At 72.1% G+C, this 24512-nt stretch carries 24 protein-coding genes; 6 read left to right on the top strand and 18 right to left on the bottom strand.

Annotated elements, in window-relative coordinates; all coding sequences use genetic code 11:
* Nucleotides 1-21: 21 nt before the first annotated feature.
* The gene (locus AC0VYN_RS02550; RefSeq protein WP_475534601.1) at nucleotides 22-2106 is read right to left on the bottom strand and encodes a serine/threonine-protein kinase; all 2085 of its coding nucleotides are present in this window, start codon (nucleotides 2104-2106) and stop codon (nucleotides 22-24) included.
* A 63-nt stretch (nucleotides 2107-2169) separates the two neighbouring features.
* Nucleotides 2170-3018, bottom strand: coding sequence for a menaquinone biosynthetic enzyme MqnA/MqnD family protein (locus AC0VYN_RS02545; RefSeq protein ID WP_475534600.1), 849 nt, complete (start codon nucleotides 3016-3018; stop codon nucleotides 2170-2172).
* 288 nt (nucleotides 3019-3306) lie between these two features.
* Between AC0VYN_RS02545 and AC0VYN_RS02540 the strand changes: the two genes are divergently transcribed.
* Together AC0VYN_RS02540 and AC0VYN_RS02535 are read left to right on the top strand one after the other, a co-directional pair.
* Nucleotides 3307-3510, top strand: a complete 204-nt coding sequence (locus AC0VYN_RS02540) for a cold-shock protein (RefSeq protein WP_003974443.1) — start codon at nucleotides 3307-3309, stop codon at nucleotides 3508-3510.
* A gap of 133 nt (nucleotides 3511-3643) precedes the next feature.
* Nucleotides 3644-4288 (top strand): class I SAM-dependent methyltransferase, encoded by a 645-nt coding sequence (locus tag AC0VYN_RS02535; protein WP_475534599.1) that lies wholly within the window; start codon nucleotides 3644-3646, stop codon nucleotides 4286-4288.
* Between the two features lie 13 nt (nucleotides 4289-4301).
* On the opposite strand, the gene AC0VYN_RS02530 is transcribed toward AC0VYN_RS02535, so the two are convergent.
* Complete coding sequence (locus AC0VYN_RS02530) at nucleotides 4302-6227, bottom strand: AMP-dependent synthetase/ligase (protein ID WP_475534598.1); 1926 nt, start codon at nucleotides 6225-6227, stop codon at nucleotides 4302-4304.
* Nucleotides 6228-6615: 388 nt separating this feature from the next.
* On the opposite strand from AC0VYN_RS02530, the gene AC0VYN_RS02525 reads away from it, so the two are divergent.
* Nucleotides 6616-7920, top strand: a complete 1305-nt coding sequence (locus AC0VYN_RS02525) for a 3-oxoacyl-ACP reductase (RefSeq protein ID WP_475534597.1) — start codon at nucleotides 6616-6618, stop codon at nucleotides 7918-7920.
* Nucleotides 7920-8792, top strand: coding sequence for a MaoC family dehydratase (locus AC0VYN_RS02520; RefSeq protein ID WP_475534596.1), 873 nt, complete (start codon nucleotides 7920-7922; stop codon nucleotides 8790-8792). The genes AC0VYN_RS02525 and AC0VYN_RS02520 overlap by 1 nt, the downstream gene beginning before the upstream one ends.
* Here the strand turns inward: AC0VYN_RS02520 and AC0VYN_RS02515 are convergent.
* The 11 genes from AC0VYN_RS02515 to AC0VYN_RS02465 form a co-directional block, all read right to left on the bottom strand.
* Nucleotides 8777-9454: a TetR/AcrR family transcriptional regulator gene (locus AC0VYN_RS02515; protein ID WP_475534595.1), complete on the bottom strand. Its 678-nt coding sequence runs from the start codon at nucleotides 9452-9454 to the stop codon at nucleotides 8777-8779. The genes AC0VYN_RS02520 and AC0VYN_RS02515 overlap by 16 nt on opposite strands.
* Nucleotides 9455-9545: 91 nt before the next feature.
* Complete coding sequence (locus AC0VYN_RS02510; RefSeq protein ID WP_475534594.1) at nucleotides 9546-10859, bottom strand: dicarboxylate/amino acid:cation symporter; 1314 nt, start codon at nucleotides 10857-10859, stop codon at nucleotides 9546-9548.
* 74 nt (nucleotides 10860-10933) lie between these two features.
* Nucleotides 10934-11035: a putative leader peptide gene (locus tag AC0VYN_RS02505; protein ID WP_318213912.1), complete on the bottom strand. Its 102-nt coding sequence runs from the start codon at nucleotides 11033-11035 to the stop codon at nucleotides 10934-10936.
* Nucleotides 11036-11175: 140 nt separating this feature from the next.
* Nucleotides 11176-11475 (bottom strand): DUF4229 domain-containing protein, encoded by a 300-nt coding sequence (locus tag AC0VYN_RS02500; protein ID WP_385457892.1) that lies wholly within the window; start codon nucleotides 11473-11475, stop codon nucleotides 11176-11178.
* 101 nt (nucleotides 11476-11576) lie between these two features.
* A complete protein-coding gene (locus AC0VYN_RS02495) occupies nucleotides 11577-12101 on the bottom strand; it encodes an N-acetyltransferase family protein (protein ID WP_475534593.1) in 525 nt (174 codons plus the stop codon).
* A 42-nt stretch (nucleotides 12102-12143) separates the two neighbouring features.
* Nucleotides 12144-12785: a UdgX family uracil-DNA binding protein gene (locus tag AC0VYN_RS02490; protein ID WP_475534592.1), complete on the bottom strand. Its 642-nt coding sequence runs from the start codon at nucleotides 12783-12785 to the stop codon at nucleotides 12144-12146.
* Nucleotides 12786-12959: 174 nt separating this feature from the next.
* Complete coding sequence (mqnE, locus tag AC0VYN_RS02485) at nucleotides 12960-14123, bottom strand: aminofutalosine synthase MqnE (RefSeq protein WP_385472713.1); 1164 nt, start codon at nucleotides 14121-14123, stop codon at nucleotides 12960-12962.
* Nucleotides 14124-14171: 48 nt separating this feature from the next.
* Entirely contained in the window at nucleotides 14172-14627 is a 456-nt protein-coding gene (locus tag AC0VYN_RS02480; RefSeq protein ID WP_385472710.1) for an Lrp/AsnC family transcriptional regulator, read from the bottom strand.
* 62 nt (nucleotides 14628-14689) lie between these two features.
* Nucleotides 14690-15349, bottom strand: coding sequence for a UbiX family flavin prenyltransferase (locus AC0VYN_RS02475; RefSeq protein ID WP_475536802.1), 660 nt, complete (start codon nucleotides 15347-15349; stop codon nucleotides 14690-14692).
* Nucleotides 15350-15404: 55 nt separating this feature from the next.
* On the bottom strand, nucleotides 15405-16310 hold the full coding sequence (gene mqnP / locus AC0VYN_RS02470) for a menaquinone biosynthesis prenyltransferase MqnP (protein WP_475534591.1): 906 nt from the start codon (nucleotides 16308-16310) through the stop codon (nucleotides 15405-15407).
* Nucleotides 16307-17764, bottom strand: a complete 1458-nt coding sequence (locus tag AC0VYN_RS02465; protein WP_385472705.1) for a menaquinone biosynthesis decarboxylase — start codon at nucleotides 17762-17764, stop codon at nucleotides 16307-16309. Before AC0VYN_RS02465 ends, mqnP begins: the two co-directional genes overlap by 4 nt.
* Nucleotides 17765-17852: 88 nt before the next feature.
* Here AC0VYN_RS02465 and AC0VYN_RS02460 point away from each other — a divergent pair, with 88 nt between their 5' ends.
* Nucleotides 17853-18185, top strand: a complete 333-nt coding sequence (locus AC0VYN_RS02460) for a PLD nuclease N-terminal domain-containing protein (RefSeq protein ID WP_475534590.1) — start codon at nucleotides 17853-17855, stop codon at nucleotides 18183-18185.
* 16 nt (nucleotides 18186-18201) lie between these two features.
* On the opposite strand, the gene AC0VYN_RS02455 is transcribed toward AC0VYN_RS02460, so the two are convergent.
* On the bottom strand, nucleotides 18202-20037 hold the full coding sequence (locus AC0VYN_RS02455) for a protein kinase domain-containing protein (RefSeq protein WP_475534589.1): 1836 nt from the start codon (nucleotides 20035-20037) through the stop codon (nucleotides 18202-18204).
* A 142-nt stretch (nucleotides 20038-20179) separates the two neighbouring features.
* Nucleotides 20180-20794, bottom strand: coding sequence for an LppU/SCO3897 family protein (locus AC0VYN_RS02450; RefSeq protein ID WP_475534588.1), 615 nt, complete (start codon nucleotides 20792-20794; stop codon nucleotides 20180-20182).
* Between the two features lie 137 nt (nucleotides 20795-20931).
* On the opposite strand from AC0VYN_RS02450, the gene AC0VYN_RS02445 reads away from it, so the two are divergent.
* Nucleotides 20932-21531 carry a TetR/AcrR family transcriptional regulator gene (locus tag AC0VYN_RS02445; RefSeq protein WP_475534587.1) on the top strand — a complete coding sequence of 200 codons (600 nt, stop codon included), beginning with the start codon at nucleotides 20932-20934 and terminating at the stop codon, nucleotides 21529-21531.
* A gap of 128 nt (nucleotides 21532-21659) precedes the next feature.
* Here AC0VYN_RS02445 and ccsB read toward each other — a convergent pair whose 3' ends face one another.
* Nucleotides 21660-22787 carry a c-type cytochrome biogenesis protein CcsB gene (gene ccsB / locus AC0VYN_RS02440; RefSeq protein ID WP_475534586.1) on the bottom strand — a complete coding sequence of 376 codons (1128 nt, stop codon included), beginning with the start codon at nucleotides 22785-22787 and terminating at the stop codon, nucleotides 21660-21662.
* Nucleotides 22784-24511 carry a cytochrome c biogenesis protein ResB gene (resB, locus tag AC0VYN_RS02435; protein WP_475534585.1) on the bottom strand — a complete coding sequence of 576 codons (1728 nt, stop codon included), beginning with the start codon at nucleotides 24509-24511 and terminating at the stop codon, nucleotides 22784-22786. The genes ccsB and resB overlap by 4 nt, the downstream gene beginning before the upstream one ends.
* Nucleotide 24512: the final 1 nt, after the last annotated feature.

Raw genomic sequence — 24512 nt, 5'->3', positions numbered from 1 at the left:
ACGGCCGGTGGCCCTTGTGGGCTACCCGACCTTCGACAGCCGGGCCTCCGGTTTCCCCGACCCGGCGCTCTCGGACGCGTAGGCGAGGTCGTCGCCGACCGGGGTGAAACGGACGGTCGTGGGCGCCTGGTTGCAGCCGCCGTGGTTGTCCTCGGCACCGACGGAGTCGGCGACGATCTGCCGCCCCGTCACCTGTTTGAGGGTCAGGACGTCGACGCACACGCCGCCCAGCTGGTCGGTCTGGCGCAGCCGCCCCAGCTCCTCGCCGACGCCGGCCCGGCCGATGGTGATGCGGAAGGTGCCCGCCGGCAGCGTGCCGCCGAGGGCGCTGCCCTGGCCCTCCCAGGTGCCGAGGTAGGCGGCCGGGACGGTGCCCGCGGTGCCGCCGGGGGCGGGCGTGGAGGGGGTGCCGCCCCCGTCGCCTTCGCCGGCCCCCGGATTCTCACCGGACGAGGAGGACGAGGGAGCCGGTGAGGAGGGCGCCCGGCTGGTGCGGTCGGCGTCGCCGCCCCCCGCGGTGTCCCGGTGGCCGCCCGGCAGCAGGTCGAACAGGAACACCGAGCCGACCGTCACCGCGGCCAGCGCCCCCGCCACGGCGAGGGCCACCGTGCAGCTGAGCCTGCGCCCGCGGCCGTCACCGCCCCGGGTCGAGGTCGCCGCCACGTGCACCGACAGCTTGCCGGGGCCCCGGTCGCCGCTGCGCGCCCCCGGCACGGTGACGGGAGGCGGCGGAGCACCCGTGGACAGATGAGGCCCGGAAGCCCCGGGAGGCGCGGACGTCCCGGCGGACGCGGGCTCCCCGGAAGTGGCCGGCCCCCCGAAGGGCACGGGAGCCCCGGACGGAGCGCCGGAAGAGTCGGGCGGCCCGAAAGGCGCGGGCCTCCCGGCGAATGCGGCGGCCCCGGAGGACCCGGACGCCCCGGCGGGTGCGGGCGTACCGAACGGCGTGGGCGTCCCGGAAGACGCGGACGCCCCGGCCGGTGCGGGAGCCCCGGAGGAGGCGGGAGCCCCGAACGGCGCGGGCGTCCCGGAAGGCGCCGGAGGCCCGGGCATCACCGGCGGCGGGCCGAAGGCGCCGGTGACGGGGGTGGCCGGTGCCTCGCGGTCCGCCGCCGCGCCGGCTGAGCTCCCGTCCGACGGCGGCTCCGCCCCCGGCGTCACCGACGGCCGGCTGAAGCCCACCGGCCCCGACCCCGGCCCGCCCTCCCCCGCGGCCTCCAGGTTGAGCAGCTGCACGGCGCTCCGGCTGACCTGCTCCACCAGCGCCCCCGGCAGCCACCCGACGGCGACCAGCCGGGCGGCGCCGTCCGGGGCGAGCCGCCGGGCCACCTCACCGGGGGCGGGGCGGGCGCCGGGCTCCTTGGCCAGGCACCGGCCGACCAGTTCCCGCATCTCGCCGTCCAGGGCGCCGAGCTCCGGCTCCTCGTGGACGACCTTGTAGAGCAGCGCGGCCGAGGAGTCCCCGGGGAAGGGCGGCGAGCCGGTAGCCGCGAAGGCGAGGACCGCGCCGAGGGAGAAGACGTCGGCGGCGCCGGAGACGCCCTTGCCGAGTATCTGCTCCGGCGCCATGTAACCGGGCGAGCCGATCGAGACGCCGGTCGAGGTCAGGGAGGCGGTGCCCTCCGTGGCACGGGCGATGCCGAAGTCGATCAGGAGGGGCCCGTCGAGGGTGAGCAGCACGTTGGACGGCTTCACGTCCCGGTGCACCAGGCCCAGCTCGTGCACCGCGGCCAGCGCCTCACCGAGGCCCGCGCCCAGCGCCCGTACGGAGTGGGCCGGCAGCGGGCCGCCGTCCGCGACCGCCGCCGTCAGGGACGGTCCGGCCGCGTACGCGGTGGCGACCCAGGGCACGCGCGCGCCGGGGTCGGCGTCGAGCACGGGCGCCGTCCAGGCGCCGCCCACCCGGCGGGCGGCCTCCACCTCGCGGCGGAACCGGGCCCGGAACTCCTCGTCCAGCGCGAAGTGCGGGTGCACGATCTTCACGGCGACCGTCCGGCCGCCGGCACTGCGGCCCAGGTACACCCGGCCCATGCCGCCGGAGCCCAGCCGGCCGAGCAGCCGGTAGGGCCCCACGACGGTGGGTTCGTCGACATCGAGCGGCCTCATCGGTCCACCCCTCCCCCGTGCGCCGGAACCTTCCAGCAGGGTAGTGGGCCGACGGCGCGACGCTCAGGGCTCGAGCAGCTCCACCTTCACGTCCGCCGGGAAACCCGTCGTCGGGCCGACCCGGCGGGCGAACTCCGCGACCGCCTCCAGCTGCGGGGCGCCGAAGCGGAAGTCGAGGGTCGTGAAGTACCGCTCCAGGGTCTCCTCGTCGAAGGACTCCCAGCGGGCCGCCTGCTCGGCGACCTTGCCGACCTCCTCCAGGGAGAGGTTGCGGGAGGCGAGGAAGGCCTCGTGCACCTTGCGGGCGATGACCGGCTCGCGCTCCACGTAGTCGCGCCGGGCCGCCCAGACCGCGAAGACGAACGGCAGGCCCGTCCACTCCTTCCAGAGCGCGCCCAGGTCGTGCACGTCGAGGCCGTAGCGCGGCCCGTCGATCATGTTGGCGCGCAGCGCGGCGTCGCCGATGAGGACGGCCGCGTCGGCCTCCTGCATCATCACGCTCAGGTCCGGCGGGCAGCTGTAGTAGTCCGGCTGGACGCCGAAGCGCTCGGCCAGCAGCAGCTGGGCGAGCCGGACCGAGGTCCGCGAGGTCGACCCGAGGGCGACGCGGGCGCCGTCCAGCCGGTCCAGCGGGACCTGCGAGACGATCACGCAGGACATCACCGGGCCGTCGCAGCCGACGGCGATGTCGGGGAAGGCGACCAGTTGGTCCGCGTGCTTGAGGAACTCGACCAGGGTGACCGGCCCGATGTCGAGATCGCCCTGCACCAGCTGCTCGCTGAGCTTCTCCGGGGTGTCCTTCGTCAGCTCGAAATCGAGGAGCGTTCCCGTTCTCGCGAGCCCCCAGTACAGAGGCATGCAGTTCAGGAACTGGATGTGGCCGACGCGCGGCCGGGTGCGAGAATTGTCCACATCGCGAGGCTAGCCCTCCCCCGGCGGCCCCCCGGCGCCACCCCCCGCTGTCAGCCGAATGACACGTGCGTTCAAACATTCGGGTGAAGTGATCTTGGCCTCTGTTGCGCTCGGGTGCCTGCGTGCTACGCTCACAGCAAGTTGCAGTTTGGTTTCCCTTGCAGTACAGAGCCTGCGGAGCATGTGACCGCGGGCTCTCGTCATTCTCAGACATATGCAGTTGTGCGGATCGGTCTTCACACTTGCTGGTTCTGGAGCAGGGCAACCCTTTGGGCCCAAGGAGGGCTTATGGCTACCGGAACCGTGAAGTGGTTCAACGCCGAAAAGGGCTTTGGTTTCATCGCCCAGGAAGGCGGCGGCCCGGACGTCTTCGTCCACTACTCCGCGATCAACGCTCAGGGATTCCGTTCCCTCGAGGAGAACCAGCAGGTGTCCTTCGACGTCACGCAGGGCCCGAAGGGTCCGCAGGCGGAGAACGTCACTCCTGTCTGATTGACAGCAGTACCCAAGGAGCCCCGCGCCGGTTTCGGCGACGGGGCTCCTGCCCTTTCCGGCGCCGTCATGAATTCACGGTGAATTCCGGCGGCCGCCGGTGGCTGTCGGTGGCAGGCCCTAGGGTCCCGCCATGACCCACGACACCGGCTTCCTGGACACCACCCGGACCTTCTACGACACCGTCGCCGAGGACTACGCCGACTTCTTCCGCCCCGTCGCCGCCGGCACCGCGCTGGACCGGGCGCTGATGGGCGCCTTCGCCGAACTGGTGGGGCCCGAGGGGGAGGTGGCCGACCTCGGCTGCGGGCCCGGCCGGGTCACCGCGCACCTCGCCTCCCTGGGCCTGCGCGTCTTCGGCCTCGACCTGTCCGCCGCCATGCTCGCGATCGCGCGCCGCGAGAACCCGGGCCTGCGGTTCGAGCAGGGCTCCATGCTGGACCTGGACCTGCCCGACGGCGCTCTCGCGGGCGCGGTCTCCTGGTACTCGTCGATCCACACGCCGTGGGAGCGGCTTCCGGACCTCTTCGGCGAGGTGCGGCGCGTGCTGGCCCCGGGCGGGCACTTCCTCCTCGCCTTCCAGGTCGGCGACGAGCCCTTCCGCCCCGACCGCCCCTTCGGCCACCCGGTCGCCCTGGACTTCGAGCGGCGGCGACCGGAACCGATGGCGGAGCTGCTCGAGGCGGCCGGCTTCACCGTGCTGTCGCGGACGGTGCGGGTGCAGGAGGAGGACACCTCCGCGAAGGTCCCGCAGGCGTGCCTCGTCGCCCGCCGCTGACGCCGGGCGCCGCCTACCCCCTGTACAGCGCCTCGACGGCCTCCGCGAAGTCCCGCACGATCGCGTCGCGCCGGAGCTTCAGGGAGGGCGTCAGATGGCCCTCCCACTCCGTGAAGTCCCTCGGCAGGACCGCGAAGCGGCGGATGGACTCCGGGCGGGAGACCATCTTGTTCGCCTCGTCGACCGCGCGCTGGAGCACCGCGCGGACCTCCTCGTCGTCGGTCAGCAGCTCCGGCGGCACCGGGTGCTTGCCGTTCATGCGGCGCCAGTGGGTGATGCCGTCGGCATCGAGGGTGAACAGGGCGGAGACGTAGGGGCGGCGGTCGCCGAGCACGATGCACTGGGAGATCAGGGGGTGGGAGCGCAGCCAGTCCTCCAGCGGGGCCGGAGCCACGCTCTTGCCGCCCGCCGTGATCAGCAGCTCCTTCTTGCGGCCGGTGATCGTCAGGTAGCCCTCGTCGTCCAGGCTGCCGAGGTCGCCGGTGGGGAACCAGCCGTCGGGGGCGGCCGGGACGACACCGCCCGCCTGGGGGTCCCAGTAGCCGTGCAGGACCTGGTCGCCGGCGACCAGGATCTCGCCGTCGGCGGCGATCCGGATCCGGGTGCCGGGCAGCGGCCAGCCCACCGTGCCGAGGCGTGGCTTCAGCGGCGGCGTCACAGTCGCCGCGGCCGTCGTCTCGGTGAGCCCGTAGCCCTCGTAGATCTCGATGCCGGCGCCGGCGTAGAAGGCGGCCAGGCGCCGGCCGAGCGGGGAGCCGCCGCAGATCACGTGCCGGACCCGGCCGCCCATGGCGCCCCGGATCTTGCGGTAGACGAGGGGGTCGTAGAAGGAGCGGGCGGTCTTCAGGGCGCGGCCCGGACCGCCGCCCGAACCGGTCTGGCGGGCCTCCATGGCCTCGCCGTAGCGCACCGCCACCGACACCGCGCGGTCGAACACCGTGGCCCGGCCGCCCGACTCGGCCTTGGCGCGCGCCCCGTTGAAGACCTTCTCCAGCATGTACGGAATGGTCAGCAGACAGGTCGGCCGGAAGGCCGCCAGGTCCGGCAGCAGGTCCTCCGCCCGGAGGCTCGGCGCGTGTCCGAGGCGCACCCGGGCGCGCACGCAGGCCACGGCGACCATGCGGCCGAAGACGTGGGACATGGGGAGGAAGAGCAGGATCGACGGCTCGTCCGTCTGCGCCTTGAACACGGGGTAGAGCAGCTCGATCGCGTTGTCCACCTCGGCGAAGAAGTTGCCGTGGGTCAGCACGCAGCCCTTGGGGCGGCCGGTGGTGCCCGAGGTGTAGATCAGGGTGGCGAGGGTGCTGGGGCTGAGCATGCCCCGGCGTACGTCCACCTCAGCGTCCGGCACCGCGGCGCCCAGCTCGGCGAGCTGCTCCACGTGTCCCTTCTCCATGACCCACAGGTGCCGCAGGTCGGGGAGGCGGTCCAGCTCGGGGCCGAGGGCCGCCGCCTGCGCGGCCGTCTCGGTGACCAGGGTGACCGCGCCCGAGTCCTGGAGGATCCAGCGGACCTGGTAGAGCGAGGAGGTCGGGTAGACGGGGACCGTGACCAGGCCCGCGGCCCACGCTGCGAAGTCCAGCAGCGTCCACTCGTACGTCGTCCGGGCCATGATGGCTATCCGGTCGCCCGGCATCAGGCCCTCGGAGATCATGCCCTTCGCCACCGCCAGCACCTGTCCGGCGAACTCGGCCGCCGTCACGTCGCTCCAGCGCCCGTCCCCGGACCTGCGGCTGAGGACCACCGAGTCCGGGACGGCGGCCGCGTTGTCGAAGGGCAGGTCGGCGAGGGAGCCGTGCCGCACCGGCGGGGCGAGCGGCGGCACGTACGCCTCCCGCACGGCCCCGTCCAGGCGCCGCGTCTCGGGCTCCACCAGGGTGGGGCCGGGCGAGTCGGCGAACGCGGCGGAGGGGGCGAAGGAGGGAAGCGGGGTGGACACGGGCGGCTCCTGGGACGTGCAGCGGCGGCACTGCTCGGCTGCATGACGTACGTGCCTCGCGTGCCGCAGCGTTCATCGCCGGGCCCGGTGGGCGCGAGGTCCTGCCGGGGGTTACCGGCGGTCAGTGTCGGGATCGTACGGGGCTCGCGTGGGGAGTTGGTGCGGGTTCGGGGATGGTCCGGCGCCGGGGCTGTGCAGCACTGGGGGTTACCTGCGGGTAGGTCACATTGGTTCCGGAATGCCCGTCACACTCCGCGCGTCCGCGGCGGCTTCAGGGGCGCCCATCTCGTGCCGCTCCTCACCGGCGACTCCGCCCGACCGCGACTTACCTGCGGTAACCTTACTCTAGAGTAAGCGACTTGGACCGTCACGGAGCTGGGAGTCACCCATGGCCGACCGCTATCTGAGCCTCACCAGCACCGCGCCCGGCCGCTTCCTGACCCGCCGCATCGGGCTGCCGCAGCCCGCGGAGCTGATCCGCCGCTCCGACCGGCACCCCCGCCTCACCGGCGGCCTGCTGCACCTGACGGCCGGACGGACGGACCTCGGCCTCGCCCCGGTCCTCGCCCGCACGGGACTCGGCGCGGACGAGACGGGCCACCCCGCCGCCGTCGTCCTCGACGCGACCGGCGTCCGGGACGTCGACACGCTCGCCGAGGTGCACGCCGCGCTCCACCCCGTCGTACGGTCGGTCGCCCCGAGCGGCCGCGTGGTCGTCCTGGGCGCCCCGCTCGACGCCGCCGACCACCACCAGGCCGCCGCACAGCAGGCCCTGGAGGGCTTCACACGCTCACTCGGCAAGGAGATCGGCCGCGGCAGGACCGTCAACCTGGTCCGGCTCACCGACGCCGAAGCCGCCGAATCCACCCTCCGCTTCCTCCTCTCCCCCGGCTCCGCCTACCTCGACGGCCAGGTGATCGAGGTCGGACCGGGCGAGGTCACCGCCCCCGCCGACTGGGACAGCCCGCTGACCGGACGCACCGCCCTGGTCACCGGCGCCGCACGCGGCATCGGCGCCGCGGTCGCCGAGACCCTGGCCGGACAGGGCGCCCGCGTCGTCGTCCTCGACGTGCCGCAGGCCGAGCAGGACGCACGCGAACTCGCCGAACGCCTCGGCGGCAGCGCCCTCGCCCTCGACATCACGGCCGCCGACGCCGGCGAGCACCTCGCCGGCGCCCTCCCCGACGGACTCGACCTCCTGATCCACAACGCCGGCATCACCCGCGACCGACGCCTGGCCAACATGCCCGCCGACCGCTGGAGTTCCGTCCTGGACGTCAACCTCGCCGGCGTACTGCGCACCACCGACGCGCTGCTGGCCGCGGGCACGGTGAACCGCGGCGGCCGGATCGTGGCGACGGCCTCCATCGCCGGGATCGCCGGCAACGCGGGCCAGACCAACTACGCCGCGAGCAAGGCCGGCATCATCGGCCTGGTCCGCTCCCTCGCCCCGCGCGCGCTCGCCGAGCACGGCGTGACGGTCAACGCGGTGGCACCGGGCTTCATCGAGACGAGGATGACCGCGGCCGTCCCCCTCCTCATCCGCGAGGCCGGCCGCCGCATGAACTCCCTGGCCCAGGGCGGCCTCCCGGCCGACGTCGCCGAGACGACCGCCTGGCTCGCCCACCCGGCGTCGGGAACCGTCAACGGCCAGATCGTGCGCGTCTGCGGCCAGAGCCTGCTGGGGGCCTGATGACCACCGCCGCCTCCCGGAGCACGAACACCCTGACCGGTGTCCCCGCCCTCCCGCCGCTCCTCGCCCGCGGCGCCCTCCTGTCCCCTCTCAAACGACCCCGGCCCGACGCCCGCTTCCCCCGCACCCGCCTGGTGGTCCCCGCCCTGCGCGTGGACCTCGCGCGGCTGGCCGCCTACGAGCGGGTGTGCGGCTTCCCGACCGGGGAGGACGCGCTTCCGCCCGCGTATCCCCACGTGCTGGGCTTCCCGCTGGCCATGCGGCTGATGAGCGGCCGGGACTTCCCGCTGCCCCTGCTCGGGCTCGTCCACACGTCGATCGACCTCACCCGGCGCGCCCCGCTGCGGGCGACCGGAACCTACGAACTCGCCGTCCACGTCGACGCCCTGCTGCCGCACCGGCGCGGCACCGAGGCCGTGGTCGTCACGGAGCTGCGGACCGGCGGCGCCCCGGTGTGGGAGTCGCGCAGCACCTACCTGGCGCGGCACCGCACCGAGGGCCGGCCCTCCCCCGGCGCCCCGCGGCAGGAGGCGGACACACCGCTGCCCGTGCGCGCCGAGTGGCGCCTCGCCGGTGACCTCGGACGGCGCTACGGGGCCGCCTCCGGCGACCGCAACCCGATCCACCTCCACCCGCTCACCGCCCGCCCGTTCGGCTTCCCCCGGGCCATCGCCCACGGCATGTGGACCGTGGCCCGCTGCCTCGCCGAGCAGGGCACACCGGAGGCGGTCACGGTGCGGGCCGCCTTCCGGGCGCCGGTACCGCTGCCGGGGACGGTGACGTACGCGGCGGCGGACGGACGGTTCGAACTGCGCGGCGCCGACGGCCGACTCCACCTGTCCGGCGAGGCCCGGCCCTATCCGGCGACCTGAGCCACCGCCTCGGCCCCGGACTCCTCCGGCGCGGACCAGGGCCGGTCCGCCATCAGATCGCCCAGGCCGGCCCAGGCGAAGTTCATCAGCGTCGCCGCCGCCTGCTTCGCGCTGACGCCCTCGGTCGCGTTGGCCCAGTCGGCGAGCGACTCGGCGGCCCCGACCAGCGCCTCGGCGAGCCCGGCGACCTCCCGCTCGGGCAGATGCGGATCACGATGGGCGTCGCGCGCGGCGGCGACGATGAGCTGCGTCACGAACGCGACGATCTCCTCGCGCATCACCGCCACCTCGGCGGCGAACGGCTCACCGTGGGTACGGGCCTGGAGGTGCAGCACCGTCCAGGCGTCCGGGTTGCGGGCGGTGTGGGCGAAGAAGGCCCGCAGACCGGACCAGAGTTGGCCGTCGGCCGGCAACCCGGGATGCACCCCGGCCCGCACGGCCTCGGTCAGCGCCCGCGCCTCCCGGCGGATGCAGGCGGTGAAGAGGTCTTCCTTCGAGTTCAGGTAGAGGTACACCAGCGGCTTGGAGACACCCGCGAGTTCGGCGATCTCGTCCATCGACGCCGCCACGTAGCCACGCCGCCCGAAGGTACGCACGGCGGCGTCCAGCATCTGCTGCTCACGGACCGCACGCGGCATCCGCCTGGTCTTTCCAACACCCATGCGAATCAGCGTACGGTCCGTGCGACCGTGAAACAGGGCGCCCGGACGTCGGCACGTCCGGACGCCCTGTCACGGTAGGGCGGTCGTGCGGTCAGGCCGCGACCGGGACGGGCGCCGCGTCCTGCGGCTCCGGCTCCGGCTCGTCCAGCGGCGAGCTGTGCGCCTGGTCGTAGGCCTTGCGGTCGAGCAGGCCCTCGCGGGCGGCGACGATGACCGGGATCAGCGCTTGGCCGGCGACGTTGGTCGCGGTGCGCATCATGTCCAGGATCGGGTCGATGGCGAGGAGGAGGCCGACGCCCTCCATGGGCAGGCCCAGGGTGGACAGGGTCAGGGTCAGCATGACCGTGGCACCGGTGAGGCCGGCCGTGGCGGCGGATCCGACCACCGACACGAAGGCGATCAGCAGGTAGTCACCGACGCCGAGGTCGATGCCGAAGATCTGCGCGACGAAGATCGCGGCGATCGCCGGGTAGATCGCGGCACAGCCGTCCATCTTGGTCGTGGCGCCGAACGGGACGGCGAAGGACGCGTACTCCTTCGGCACGCCGAGGCGCTCGGTGACCTTCTGGGTCAGCGGCATGGTGCCCACGGACGAGCGGGAGACGAAGGCCAGCTGGATGGCGGGCCAGGCGCCCTTGAAGAACTGGATCGGGCTGGCCTTGGCGACGGTGGCGAGCAGCGTCGGGTAGACCACGAACAGCACGAGGGCGCAGCCGACGTAGATGTCGGCGGTGAAGGTCGCGTACTTGCCGATCAGGTCCCAGCCGTAGGTGGCGATGGCGCGGCCGATGAGGCCGACGGTGCCGAGCGGGGCCAGGCGGATGACCCACCACAGGGCCTTCTGGAGGAGTTCGAGGACGGACTCGCTCAGGTTGAGGATGGGCTGGGCCTTCTCGCCGAGCTGGAGGGCGGCGATGCCGGCGACGGCTGCCATGAAGACGATCTGGAGGACGTTCAGCTCGGTGAACGGGGTGATGACGTCCGTCGGCACGATGCCGGTGAGGAAGTCGATCCAGGAGCCGGTGTGCTCGGGCTTGGCGCCGTCGGCCGGGGTGAGGCCGGTGCCCGCGCCGGGGTTGGTGACCAGGCCGATGACGAGGCCGATGGCCACGGCGATCAGCGAGGTGATCATGAACCAGAGGAGGGTGCGGGACGCCAGGCGTGCGGCGTTGTTGACCTTCCGCAGGTTGGTGATCGAGACCAGGATCGCGAAGAAGACGAGCGGGGCGACGGCCAGCTTCAGCAGGCCGATGAAGGTGCCGCCGATCTTGTCCAGGGTGGTGACGAGCCAGGAGACGTCCTGGCTGCGGGCCACCCAGCCCAGCAGGACGCCGAGGACGAGGCCGGCGATTATCTGGGCCCAGAAGGGCACCTTGAAGGACTTCGTGAGGGAGGACACGGACATGCTCCGTAGGGGGACGGGACGCGGGGACGGACGCGCACGTGCTGACGTGGGGAACGACGGGTCGAGAAGGGACGTCAGGGGCGACAGTTCGCGGAGGCGCACCGACAGAGGTCCACGTGCAGGCGCGCGACGAGCCCGAGGCTCGGCGGTGTGGCGGGCGCGGCTGCTGGCTTCATGCGTACGACTTTAACACCCATGCTTTGGGACCCCCAAAGCCTCGCTTTGAGAGGCTGGAGACGGCTACTGCCCGTAAAACGAAAATCGCCCCGGTTTCCTGTGATTCGGGAACCGGGGCGCTTCGGGTGTGTGACGGGTGTTACGAAGCCTGGCCCTGCGCGCGGGCGGCGTCGTCGGCGAGGTCCTCCTGGCCGCGGTTGGCCTCCAGGTTGGCCTTCATGCGGTCGACCCGCTGGACGACCTGCTCGGAGGCGCGGTCGCGCTCCTTGCGCAGGACGACGAAGCTGATGGGGGCCGAGAGCAGCAGGGACAGCAGGACGATCCACATGCCGTTGGAGTCACCGAGGCCGCGCGGGAACACGCCGGCGTAGACGAGGCCCCAGACGGCCACGAGGCAGCCCACGAAGATTCCGAGGCGCATCAGCGTGTAGCGGAGCATCTCTATCCACTCTTCCGTTTGGGGGAGGCCAGAACGTACCCAAAGGGGCACCGCCCAGTGAAGCACGCCGGGGCCGGGGCGCCACAGCCGGGGTGCCGCGCTCAGGTCAGGGGCAGCAGCATCGTGATGTCGTCGCGGTCGTCGCCCGGTGCGACCCGGATCGCGCCGGGCACCCGGCCGACCTCCTTGTAGCCGCAGGACTCGTAGAACCGTTCCAGGCCGAGGCCGCCCCGGCAGGTGAGGCGGATCGCCTCGATGCCGTCGCGGGCGCGGGCCGCGTCGGCGGCGGCGGCCATCAGGTCCCGGCCGAAGCCCCGGCCCTGGTGGCGGGGGTGGATCATCACCGTGTGAAGCCACAGCCAGTGGGTCATCAGCCGATGGGTGTTGAGGGTGAGGAACGCGGTCGCGGCCACGCGCCCGTCCTTGTCGTGGCCGACGAGGAGCCGGGTGCGGCCCTCGGCCATGGCCACCATGTGCTTGACCAGCTCGGGGCGGATGTCTTCCCGGGTCACCGGCGGGACGAAGCCGACGGAGCCGCCGGCGTTGGACACGTCGGTCCACAGGTCGAGGACGCCGTCGCGCAGCTCGGTGGTGAGGGCGGGGTCTGGCGTGAAAGTAAGGGACACGGGCCCATACTAGCTATTACCCTCCCGGTGGCGGGACGTGCGTCAGGACAGGGCCCGCGCCGCCACCTCCAGGTCGGCGACCAGGCCCCGGTAGGCGCCCTCCCGGTCGTCCGCCCGCAGCACCGCCGAGGGGTGGACGGTGGGCACCAGTGTCTCGGGCCGTCCGTGGATCTCCTCCTCCAGCACGGTGCCGCGCACCTGCGTGACCCGGAACGAGGAGCCGAGCAGCGCCTTGCCGGCCGTGGCGCCGAGCACCACGATCAGCTCGGGTTCGACCCGGGCCAGTTCGGCGGCGAGCCACGGTCCGCAGGCCGTCGTCTCGCGCAGCGTGGGCGACTTGTGGATACGGCGCTTGCGCGGTTCGGCCCGGGTGAACTTGAAGTGCTTGACGGCGTTGGTGACGTAGGCGTCCGCCGGGTCCAGGCCGGCGTCGGCCAGCGCCCGGTCGAGGAGTCTCCCGGCGGGGCCGACGAAGGGCCTGCCCTCCCGGTCCTCCTGGTCACCGGGCTGCTCGCCGACGAGCATGACGCGGGCGTCCGCCCTGCCGGCGCCGAAGACGGTCTGCGTGGCGTCCCGGTGCAGGGGGCAGCCGCGGCAGCCGGCGGCGGCTTCGCGGAGGGCGGTCAGACTGCCGCCGTCCTCCGGGACGAAGGGTTCGGCGGTGTAGTCGTCCTCGGTGGCCATGGGGTGCGGGTACCCGCCGTGGCCGGTTCGGATCCGGTCGGGTGGGATGGTCCGTGGCTGGTCGCGCAGTTCCCCGTGCCCTTCTCAGGGGCGCTCCGTGAACGTGCCCCGAAGGGGCGCGGGGAACTGCGCGACCAGCCCCCACTCACCCGCCGCCGACGGACGACCGCACCTTCACACCCGCATCGGCTGCGGCGACTCCCGCCGCGCCGGGTCGGGGCCCTCGTACTCCCGGAGGATCTCGTAGCGGGTGTTCCGCTCCACCGGCCGGAACCCGGCGTCGCGGATCAGGTCGAGCAGGTCCTCGCGGGTCAGCTTGTTCGGCGTGCCGAAGTCGTCCGCGTCGTGCGTGATCTTGTACTCGACGACCGACCCGTCCATGTCGTCCGCACCGTGCTGGAGCGCCAGCTGCGCGGTCTGGACGCCGTGCATGACCCAGAACACCTTCACGTGCGGGACGTTGTCGAACAGCAGCCGCGACACCGCGAAGGTCTTCAGGGCCTCCGCGCCGGTCGCCATCTGCGTCCGTGCCTGGAGCCGGTTCCTGACCTTCCCGTCCTTCATGTCCACGAAGTCGTGCTGGTAGCGCAGCGGGATGAAGACCTGGAAGCCGCCCGTCTCGTCCTGGAGCTCGCGCAGCCGCAGCACGTGGTCCACGCGGTGGCGGGGCTCCTCGATGTGGCCGTAGAGCATGGTGCACGGGGTCTTGAGCCCCTTCTCGTGCGCCAGGCGGTGGATGCGCGACCAGTCCTCCCAGTGGGTGCGGTGGTCGACGATGTGCTGCCGCACCTCCCAGTCGAAGATCTCGGCGCCGCCGCCGGTCAGGGACTCCAGGCCGGCGTCGATCAGCTCGTCGAGGATGTCGGAGGCGGACATCCCGGAGATGGTCTCGAAGTGGTGGATCTCGGTGGCCGTGAACGCCTTCAGCGACACGTTCGGCAGCGCGGCCTTCAGTTCCCTGAGCGAGCGCGGGTAGTAGCGCCACGGCAGGTTCGGGTGCAGCCCGTTGACGATGTGCAGCTCGGTGAGGTTCTCGCCCTCCATCGCCTTGGCGAGCTTCACGGCCTCCTCGATGCGCATCGTGTACGCGTCCTTCTCCCCCGGCTTGCGCTGGAAGGAGCAGTAAGCGCAGGACGCCGTGCACACGTTGGTCATGTTGAGGTGCCGGTTGACGTTGAAGTGGACGACGTCGCCGTTCTTCCGCGTCCGCACCTCGTGCGCGAGGCCGCCGAGCCAGGCCAGGTCGTCCGACTCGTACAGCGCGATGCCGTCCTCGCGGGTCAGGCGGACGCCCGCCCGTACCTTCTCCTCCAGCTCGCGCTTGAGCCCGGCGTCCATGCGTTACCTCTTTCTCCGGCAGACTCCGTAAACCGTACGCCCAGCGCCTCAGACCTCTTCGGGCAGCTCGCCCACCCGGTTCTCCCACTTGGTGGAGAGCACGATGGTGGTGCGGGTCCGGGAGACGCCCTTCGTCCCGGACAGCCGGCGGATGATGCTCTCCAGGCCGTCCACGTCGGCCGCGCGCACCTTGAGCATGTAGGAGTCGTCGCCGGCGATGAACCAGCAGTCCTCGATCTCCCGCAGGTCCCTCAGCCGCTGCGCGACGTCCTCGTGGTCGGCGGCGTCGGAGAGCGAGACGCCGATCAGTGCGGTGACGCCGAGACCGAGCGACGCGGAGTCGACGGTGGCCCGGTAGCCGGTGATGACTCCGGCCGCCTCCAGCCGGTTGATGCGGTCGGTGACGCTGGGTCCCGACAGTCCGACGAGGCGCCCCAGCTCCGCGTAGGAGGCCCGGCCGTTCTCCCTCAGGGCCTGGATGAGCTGCCTGTCCACCGCGTCCATGCGATCGAAGCCTTCCGCTGAAGAGGTCTGAAGATACGTGTGGGGGGAGGTGGTGCTCGTGCTCAGGCGGTGGGGCGCGACCCTCCGCCGAGCTCGCCGCGCCAGCGGCGGTACAGGCCGTGTCCGACGCCCGCCGCGTCGAGGACGCGTCCGGCGACGAAGTCCACCAGGTCCTGGATGTGCGTCGCGCCCGCGTAGAAGGCCGGGGACGCGGGCACCACGGTCGCCCCCGCGTCGTCCAGGCTCACCATGTGACGCAGCGTCCGGCCGTCCAGCGGGGTCTCCCGTACGGCCACGACCAGCTTGCGCCCCTCCTTCAGGGTCACGCTCGCCGCCCGCTGGAGCAGGTCCTTCGACAGCCCCAGCGCGACCCCGGCCACGCAGGCCGTGGACGCGGGCACGATCAGCATGCCCCTGGTGGGATACGAGCCCGAGGACGGCCCGGCCGCGAGGTCGCCGGCGCTCCAGTGCCGTACCCGGTCGCCGTCGAGGCCGACGTCGAAGGTGTCCGGCTTGCCGTCGGCTCCGCGGGCCAGCCACTCGCGCAGGTCCTGCTGCCAGTGGGCGTCGCGGAAGGAGATGCCGGTCTCGTCGAGCAGGGTGAGCCGCGAGGCCCGGCTGACCACCAGGTCGACGCTCTCGCCGGCCGCGAGCAGTGCCCGCAGGACGGCCGCCGCGTACGGCGTACCGGATGCCCCCGACACCCCCACGATCCAAGGCACGCGCTGCGTCTGTCCTGGCTTCATGATGTCGAGCCTAGCCGTAGGCTCCGAGTATTCAGACCGTGAGGCCCCGAACCAGCAGATCCAGCAGGGCGCACACGAACAGGGCGATGCCGATGAAGCCGTTGACGCTGAAGAACGCCCTGTTCAGGCGGGACAGGTCGTGCGGCTTGACGATCGTGTGCTCGTAGACGAAGGCACCGGCGACGATCAGCAGGCCCAGCCAGAAGAAGGCACCGGCGCCGGTGGCGACGGCGTACCAGGCGAACAGGGCCGTGGTGACGGTGTGGCAGGCGCGGGCGCCCCGGATGGCAGCGGGGATGCCGAAGCGGGCCGGGACCGACCTTACGCCGACCCTCCGGTCGGTCTCGACGTCCTGGCAGGCGTAGATCAGGTCGAAGCCGCCGATCCAGATGCCCACCGCGAGGCCGAGGATCACGGCCTCCCAGGACCAGCTGCCGCTGATGGCCAGCCAGCCGCCGACCGGGCCCATGGCCTGGGCGAGTCCGAGGATGGCCTGCGGGAAGTTCGTGAACCGCTTGCCGTACGGGTACACCACCATCGGGATCACCGCGACGGGCGCGAGGGCCAGGCAGAGCGGGTTGAGCAGGGCCGCCGCGCCGAGGAAGACGACGAGGGCGACGAACGCGCCGGTCCAGGCGTGCCGGACGGACATCGCGCCGGTGACCAGCTCGCGGTGCGCGGTGCGCGGGTTGCGGGCGTCGATCTCGCGGTCGATGATCCGGTTGACGGCCATCGCGAAGGTGCGCAGGCCGACCATGGCGACGGTGACCAGGAGCAGCCGGCCCCAGTGGATGTTCTCGTCCCACTCGTACATCGCCGTCAGGGCGGCGATGTAGGCGAAGGGCAGCGCGAACACCGAGTGCTCGATCATCACCAGGCGCAGGAACGCCTTGGTGCGCCCCGGCTGCTGCGGTAGCGCGGCGGAAGCCGACGTCACAGTCCGTACTCCTTCCAGCGGCGGTCGACCTTCGCCGCCGTATCCGGGTCGGACAGCACCATGTCCGGCCAGCCCCCGTCGCGCGTGTACCCCTCCTCGGGCAGCTTCCTCGTCGCGTCGATGCCCGCCTTGCCGCCCCAGAACTGCTGGTAGGAGGCGTGGTCGAGATGGTCGACGGGGCCCTCGACGACGGTGAGGTCACGGGCGTAGTCGGTGTTGCCGAGCGCGCGCCAGGCGACCTCGTGCAGGTCGTGGACGTCGCAGTCGGAGTCGACGACCACGATCAGCTTGGTCAGGGACATCATGTGCGCGCCCCAGATGGCGTGCATCACCTTCTGGGCGTGTTTGGGGTACTTCTTGTCGATCGACACGATCGCACAGTTGTGGAAGCCGCCCGCCTCCGGGAGGTGGTAGTCCACGATGTCCGGGACGATGATCTTCAGCAGCGGGAGGAAGAACCGCTCGGTCGCGCGGCCCAGCGGACCGTCCTCCGTCGGGGGCCGCCCGACGACGATCGACTGGAGCAGCGGGCGCCGGCGCATCGTCACGCAGTCGATCGTCAGGGCCGGGAAGGGCTCCTGCGGCGTGTAGAAGCCGGTGTGGTCGCCGAAGGGGCCCTCGGGCAGCATCTCGCCGGGCTCCAGCCAGCCCTCCAGCACCACCTCGGCGTTGGCCGGGACCTGGAGCGGCACGGTCTTGCAGTCGACCATCTCGATCCGCTTGCCCTGCACGAAGCCGGCGAAGAGGTACTCGTCGATGTCACCGGGCAGCGGCGCGGTGGAGGCGTAGGTCACGGCGGGCGGGCAGCCGAAGGCGATGGCCACGGGCAGGCGCTCGCCGCGCCGGGCCGCCACCTGGTAGTGGTTGCGGCTGTCCTTGTGGATCTGCCAGTGCATGCCGATGGTGCGCTTGTCGTGGCGCTGGAGCCGGTACAGGCCCAGGTTGCGGATGCCCGTCTCCGGGTCCTTGGTGTGGGTGAGGCCCAGGTTGAAGAAGGAGCCGCCGTCGTCGGGCCACGTGAACAGGGCGGGCAGCCGCTCCAGGTCCACGTCGTCGCCGTGCAGGACGACCTCCTGCACCGGCGCGCTGTCGGACTTCACCTTCTTCGGCGGCACGTGGGCCATCGCCCCGAGCTTCCCGAACGCCTCGCGCATCCCGACGAAGCCCTGCGGCAGCTCGGGGCGCAGCAGCCCCCCGATCTTGTCGGAGATGTCGCCGTACGACTTCAGGCCGAGGGCCTTGAGCAGGCGCCGGTCGGTCCCGAAGACGTTCATGGCCAGCGGCATCGCCGAGCCCTTCACGTTCTCGAAGAGCAGGGCGGGGCCGCCGGCCTTGTTCACCCGGTCGACGATCTCCCCGACCTCCAGGTAGGGATCCACCTCGGCCTTGATGCGCTTGAGGTCGCCCTCGCGCTCAAGCGCCCTGAGCAGGGAGCGAAGATCGTCGTAAGCCATGCGGTCCAGTATCCCCGAGCGGCTACGCTGGCCCTGTACCTGGGGGCCGTGACGCGTCCCCGCCCACCGCTTCCGCTGGAGAGGCCCCATGCTCCGGGTGCTGATGTTCCTCGTGCCACTGGCGTTGAGCGTCTACGCGTTCATCGACTGCATCAGCACGAAGGACGAGGACATCCGTCACATGCCCAAGCCGTTGTGGGCGATCCTCGTGCTGCTGTTCCCGATGGTCGGGTCGATCTCGTGGCTGATCGCCGGCAAGAAGCGGCATCCCGCGGGCGCGGGCGGCTCCGCGTGGGGCGGGAGCGGCGGCCGGCAGCGGTGGGTGGCCCCGGACGACAACCCCGAGTTCCTGAAGTCGCTGGACGACGACCAGGACAAGGACGACAGGCCGGGGGACGGCGACCGCGGCGGCGCCGGCTGACCCTCCCCCGCGCGCGTCAGCTCCTGGTCCAGCTCTGGCTCGCCGTCCCCTCGCACACCCGCACCATGACCAGGCCGCTCGGGCGGGAGTGCTCCAGGCACCTGCCGGTCTTCGCGAGGACCACGGTGCCACCCGGGCCGAGGCGCCACTCCTGGGCGTCGTCCGTGCCACAGGTGCCGCTGTGCATCGAGCCGTAGGCGGACAGGCAGTTGCCGGACGCCCCGTGCACGATCCGGTAGGTGCCGGACGAGGCGCCGCGCAGGCTCCAGTCGGCCGCCCCGGTGGTGCAGTCGCCCATGGAGACGGTGCCGTAACCGGCCTGCGTCGAAGCGGTGAGGCACCGCCCGCTCGACCCGTTGCGCAGGGTGCCGCCGCCCGTCGAGGGGGCCTCGGTCGCCGTGTCCGGGGCGGGGTCGTTCGCGCCGCCACCGCCACCGCCACTGCCGCCTCCGCCGTCGCCGCTGGTGCCGTCGCCCGCGTCGTCGTGCGCGGCCGGGCCGCCGTCGCCCTTCGCCCCTGCCTCGTCCGCGGCCCGGTCCGCGCCCGCCGCCCCGGGCGCGGTCGCCGATTCCTTCGTTCCGGCCTCCGGCGTCTTCGAGCCGGAGGCGCCGGTGGACGGCGACGCCTTCGCGGAGGGGCCGGCCGTCCCCGACGGCGCGACGACGGCGGAGGCCGTGACCGAGACGGACGGGGCGGATCCCGCCGCGTCGCCGGCGTCGGTGACGTGGGGCAGGAGCTGGAAGGCGAGGGTCGTGCCGGTCGCGACGACCACGACGGGGACGAACACGGGCAGGATCCGGCGGCGGCGCTCCTTCCGGGACGCCACGGGCTTCGGCTCCGGCACCGCCGCGGGCTTCCGGCCCTCCGCCTCCAGGTCCGGTTCCGTCGCGGGTCCGGCCGCCGGAAGGTCCTCCGGCTCCGGTGTGCGCGCCGCGAAGGCGGCCCGTTCGGACAGCCGCCCGGTGATGGCCTCCGGCCACAGGGGCGGCGTGAACGGCCCGTGCCGTTCGGCGAGTTCGACCAGTTCGGCGGCGCTCGGGCGGCCCTCGAAGTCCTTGTCGAGGCAGGCCGCGACGACGTCGGCGAGGTCGGGGTCCAGTTCGCGCAGGGCGCCGAGGTCGGGTTCCTCGTGCACGATGCGGTAGAGCACCGCGTGCCCGGACTCGTCGCCGAAGGGCGGCCGGCCGCTCGCCGCGTACGCGAGCACCGAGCCGAGCGCGAAGACGTCGACGGCGCCGGTCGACCGCCGCACACCGGAGGCCTGTTCGGGTGACATGTAGGCGGGGGTGCCCACCACCATGCCGGTCCGAGTGACCTGACTCTGCTCGGCGGCGCGGGCCACGCCGAAGTCGATGAGGGTGAGGCCGTCGAGGGTGAGCATCACGTTGGACGGCTTGAGGTCCCGGTGCACCATGTCCAGCGCGTGCACCGCGGCCAGCCCGGCGGCGGCCTCGCGCAGCAGCAGCCACAGCGCCTCGGCCGGCAGCGGGCCGTCGTGCGCGTCGAGGGCCTCGGTCAGCGTGAGGCCCGGGACGTAGGCGGTGGCGAACCACGGGGGCCGGGCGTCGCGGTCGCCCGCCAGCAGCGGGGCGGTGGCCTTCTCGGGCAGGCGCGCGAGGTTGTCGAGTTCGTGTCCGAAGCGGCGCAGGAAGTCCCGGTCCTCGGCGACGATCGACGGCAGGAGCTGCTTGACGGCGGCGTACCGCCCCTCGTGGAATCCGAGGTAGACCCGGCCCATGCCGCCGGCTCCCAGCCGCCCGAGCAGGGGGATCGGTCCGATCCGCCGCGGGTCCTCGTCCTCCAGTGGCTCGGCTCCGCTGCCCTTGAGGCGGAATCCGGCTTCCCCGTTCACTCTCTCCCCGTTCACCGACCGACCGGACCGGACCCGTGGCCGTACGTTCCCCCCCGGGTCGTACGGACGGACACGGGTCCGGTCGAGGGGCCAGTCTGTACCACTGCGGCCCCGAATTGAAAGGTGCTTCTAGAAACTAATTTCATCTCCGCGCATACGAGCCGAGCCCGACGAGGCAGTACACGTACTCGTTGATCGCTGTGCCGTTCAGGGTATAGCGGTAGGAGAAGGCGTACTCCGTACGGGAGTTGGCGTTGCACTCGTTCAGGTCGGACGTCATGGGGAAGGTCTGGATCACCTGGTAGTGGGCGTCGGACGCCGAGCAGTCGACCTCCTCCACGTCGTCCACCTCCTGCGCGGTGGTGGAGTCGGGCAGCGTTCCGTTGAGGCAGGTGCCGGAGACGTAGGGGTCGGGGGCCTCGGTCTCGGGCGCGTAGGGTTCCTCGGTGAACGGGTTCTCGTCGGCCGGCTCCTCGTCCACCGGTTCGTCGTCGGCCGGTTCGTCGTCGGCCGGTTCCTCGGTGTACGGGTCCTCGGTCTCGGGGTCGTCGGCGTACGGGTCCTCGTACGGATCCTCGCTGTACGGGTCCTCGGCGTCGGTCCCGTAGGAGGAGCCGGCCGACCCGGCGGACGAACCGCCGCCGTCGCACCCGGTGGCCGACAGGGCGAGCAGCACGGCCACGGCGGCGACCGCGGCCCCCCTCACCCGGGTGGCGCCGCCCGGCCTGAACACGGTGGGGATCTCTGATCCAGACATGCGCCCAGTGTGCTCGCCGACACCGTCCAACCGGAGCGCTTTTCTAGAAAGGTGCTCTAGAATTTCACAGACGGAGGACCAGCCGGAACGTTGCTTTACCCTGGTCGTCCACGGTCCCAGCAGAGAACGGTCGCCTCATGAGCCCCAAGCAACAACGTGGTGAGGCCACTGTCGAACTGCTACTGGACGCCGCACTGCGGGTCTACGGCGAGGCGGGCGAGCAGGGCCTGACCGTCAGCGCCGTCACCAAGGCCAGCGGCGTGAGCCTGGGCAGCCTCTACCACCACTTCGGCAGCGTCGACGGCCTCGTCGACGCGCTGCTGATGCGGTGGCTGGAGCGGTTGCTGGGCGAGATGGTCACCGCGCTGGAACGTTCACGCACCGCCCGGACCGGTGTCCGTGCCCTCGTGCGCGCCTACCTGTCCTTCGTCCGGGAGCACCCGGAGGCGGGCCGGCTCCTGCACTCCTCCCGTGCCGACCACCTCGGCATGGCCCAGGCCAAGCAGCTCCGCGACGCCCAGGAGGCCAGGCTGACGCCGCTGGCCGAGTGGCTCCGGCGGTACGTCGACAAGGGTGAACTCGCGCCCCTCACCCCCGCGCTGATCGAGACCCTCGTCCTCGGCCCCGTCATCGGCGCGGCCCGCCGCTGGCTGACCCTCGGCGACATCGACCTGGACGAGGCCGCACGCGTCCTGCCGGACCGCATCTGGCGCTCGGTGAGCGCGGACGGGTCGTGACCGGCGGGCGGCCGCGACGCCCCTTGTCACGGCCTCCTCGTGGGGGCCCGGGGCGGGTTCGCGGGCGGGTGTGACGAAGGCCGGCTCCTGCGATCCACGTCGCGGGGGCCGGCCTTCGGCGGGTGGGGTCAGAAGCCGGCCGACTGGAGCATGCCGAGGCCGACGTCGGCGTAGGAGTGCTTGCCGGAGACGAAGATGTTCACGCCGTAGTAGTTGAACAGCCAGCAGGCGAACGCCGCCAGGGCCAGGTAGGCGGCCTTGCGGCCCTTCCAGCCGGCCGTCGCGCGGGCGTGCAGGTAGCAGGCGTAGGCGACCCAGGTGATGAAGGACCAGACCTCCTTGGGGTCCCAGCCCCAGTAGCGGCCCCAGGCGTCGCCCGCCCAGATGGCGCCCGCGATGATCGTGAACGTCCACAGCGGGAAGACGGCGGCGTTGACGCGGTACGCGAACTTGTCGAGGGACGCGGCGGCGGGCAGCCGGTCCAGGACGGAGTTGGCGAAGCGGCCGGGAGTGCCGCCGGTCGCGAGCTTGTTCTCGAACGAGTCCTTGAACAGGTACAGGATCGTGGCGACGGCACCGACGTAGAAGACCGCACCGCAGAAGATCGCCGTCGAGACGTGGATGTACAGCCAGTACGAGTGCAGTGCCGGGACGAGCTGGTCGCTCGCGGTGTACAGGACGGTGACGGCCAGACCGAGGTCCAGCAGGACCGTGGTGGCCAGCGGCAGGCCGAGCCAGCGGATGTTCTTCTTCAGCGCGAGCAGCACGAGGTACACGCCGACGGCGACCGTCGTGAACGTGATGTTGAACTCGTACATGTTGCCCCACGGCGCCCGCTTCACCGACAGGGCCCGCGCGAGCACGCCGCCGGCCTCGATGGCGAAGGCGAGCACGGTGAGCGAGACGGCGATGCGGCCGTAGAGGTCGCCCTTCTCCGTGCCGCCGTGGGCACCCGGCCCGTCGGGCACGTCGCGGGAGCCGGAGGCGGCCCGCACGACGACCTTCGGGCGCTCCAGGACGGCGGTGCCGCCGGCCCTCTTCACCGTGACGGCCGGTGCGTCCTTCGCCTCGGCCGTGGCGGTGAGCGCGGCGGCCGTGCGGCCGACCTTGCTGCGGCTGCCGAAGAGCCACTCGGCGATGTGGGCGAAGAAGGCCAGGGTGTAGACGGCCATCGCGGAGTAGATCAGCGTGTTGCTCAGGTTCGCGAGATGCTCGTTGGCCGCGACGGCCAACTCTGTTGCGGCGGCGAGAGTCACTTCTCAGCCCCTTCGGCAGGTACGACTCGGGGATCGGGGGTTTCGGGACCGGCTTCGGCGTCCGGGGCACCGGGCGCCTGCTCGTAAAGGATCCCGGCCAGCTCGCCGAGTTCCTCGGGCACCTTCGCGGACTCGCTGCGGCCGAGGCCGGCCATCTCGACGACCGTGACGCCGTCGGCGCCGCGGACGGCCCGCACCCAGACGCGGCGGCGCTGGATGAACAGGGAGCCGGCGAGTCCGAGGATGGCGACGACGGCACCGCCGAGCGCCCAGCCGCTGGCGGGCTGCCGGGTGACCTGGAAGTTGGCCCATTCCTGGACGCCGTCGAAGGTCACGGTGCCGGCGCCGTTCGGCAGGGCCATGGTGTCGCCGACCTTGAGTTGCTTCTTGAACAGCTCACCGTCGGAGTCCTTGAACTCCTTCAGCTTGGTCTTGTCGAGCTGGTAGATGCTCTTCGGGAAGCCCGCGTCGACACCGAGGTCGCCGTGGTAGGCGGACAGCGCGAGCATCGGGTTGAGCAGCGCCGGGAAGGTGGAGTACATCGCGCTCCCCTTGCCGCCGTACGTCGGCAGGAAGAACGCGTTGAAGCCGAGCTGCTCCTTGACGCCCTCGGTGTTGCGGTAGCCGTCGCGGACCATGACGGCGCCGGAGGAGGTGACGTTGGAGTCCAGCGGCAGCAGCGCGGTCGCCTCGCGGTCCATGACGACGTTGCCCTCGGCGTCCTTGACGGTGAGGACGGGCGCGTAGCCGTGGGCGGTGAGGTAGACCTTCGAGCCGTCGATCTCCAGGGGCTCGTTGACCTTGATGGTGGTCGGCCTGTCCTTGCCGTAGGCGCCCTCGCTGTAGGTGACCTTGGCCTCGTAGACGCGGGGGGTGCCGCGGTTGGGGCCGGTCGCCTCGTAGGTGCCGTGGAAGTCCTTCAGGGTGAAGCTGAAGGGCGCCAGGTCGTGGTCCGCGTCGAACAGGTTGCCGGACTTGAAGTCGTCGTACTGCGTGAGGGTGTTGGAGAAGCCGTCGCCCTCCAGGATCAGCTTGTTGCCCTCGTACTTGAACAGCTGGCCCCAGGCGAAGGCGATCAGCATCACGATCAGCGCGATGTGGAAGGCCAGGTTGCCGGCCTCGCGCACGTATCCCTTCTCGGCGGCCACCGCGTCGCCGACGACGTGGGCGCGGAAGCGGCGCTTCTTCAGCAGCGCGAGCGCGGCCTCGCGGACCTCGTCGGGCTCGGCGCCGGTGCGCCACGTGGTGTGGGCGGGCAGCCGGTTCAGGCGCCGGGGGGCACCGGGCGGGCGGCCGCGGAGCTGGCCCACGAACTGCCAGGTGCGCGGGACGATGCACCCGATGAGGGAGACGAACAGCAGGATGTAGATCGCGGAGAACCACACCGAGCCGTAGACGTGGAAGAGGCCGAGCTTGTCGTAGAGCGGCGCCAGGAGGTCATGCCGCTCGCGAAAGTCGTCGACCTTGGTGGCGTCGACGCCCTCCTGGGGGATCAGCGACCCGGGGATCGCGCCCAGCGACAGCAGCAGGAGCAGCAGCAGCGCCACCCGCATCGACGTGAGCTGCCGCCAGAACCAGCGGACCCAGCCGACGACGCCGAGGGCGGGAAGGTTCGGTGCCTCCTCCTGGGGGGCGGTGGAGAGCTGGGAGCCGGCGGCGCCGAGGTCCTGGTCGTCGCCGGCCACGGGAGTTTCCCCCGGCACCGTTTTCTCAGTGCTGCTCATC

It is taken from the genome of Streptomyces sp. 63XJN7_1_ISO-PGPR-S23-121 (genome assembly GCF_056173025.1).
Note: the sequence above shows the minus strand (reverse complement) of the source record. Positions and strands in the feature narration are given on the sequence as shown.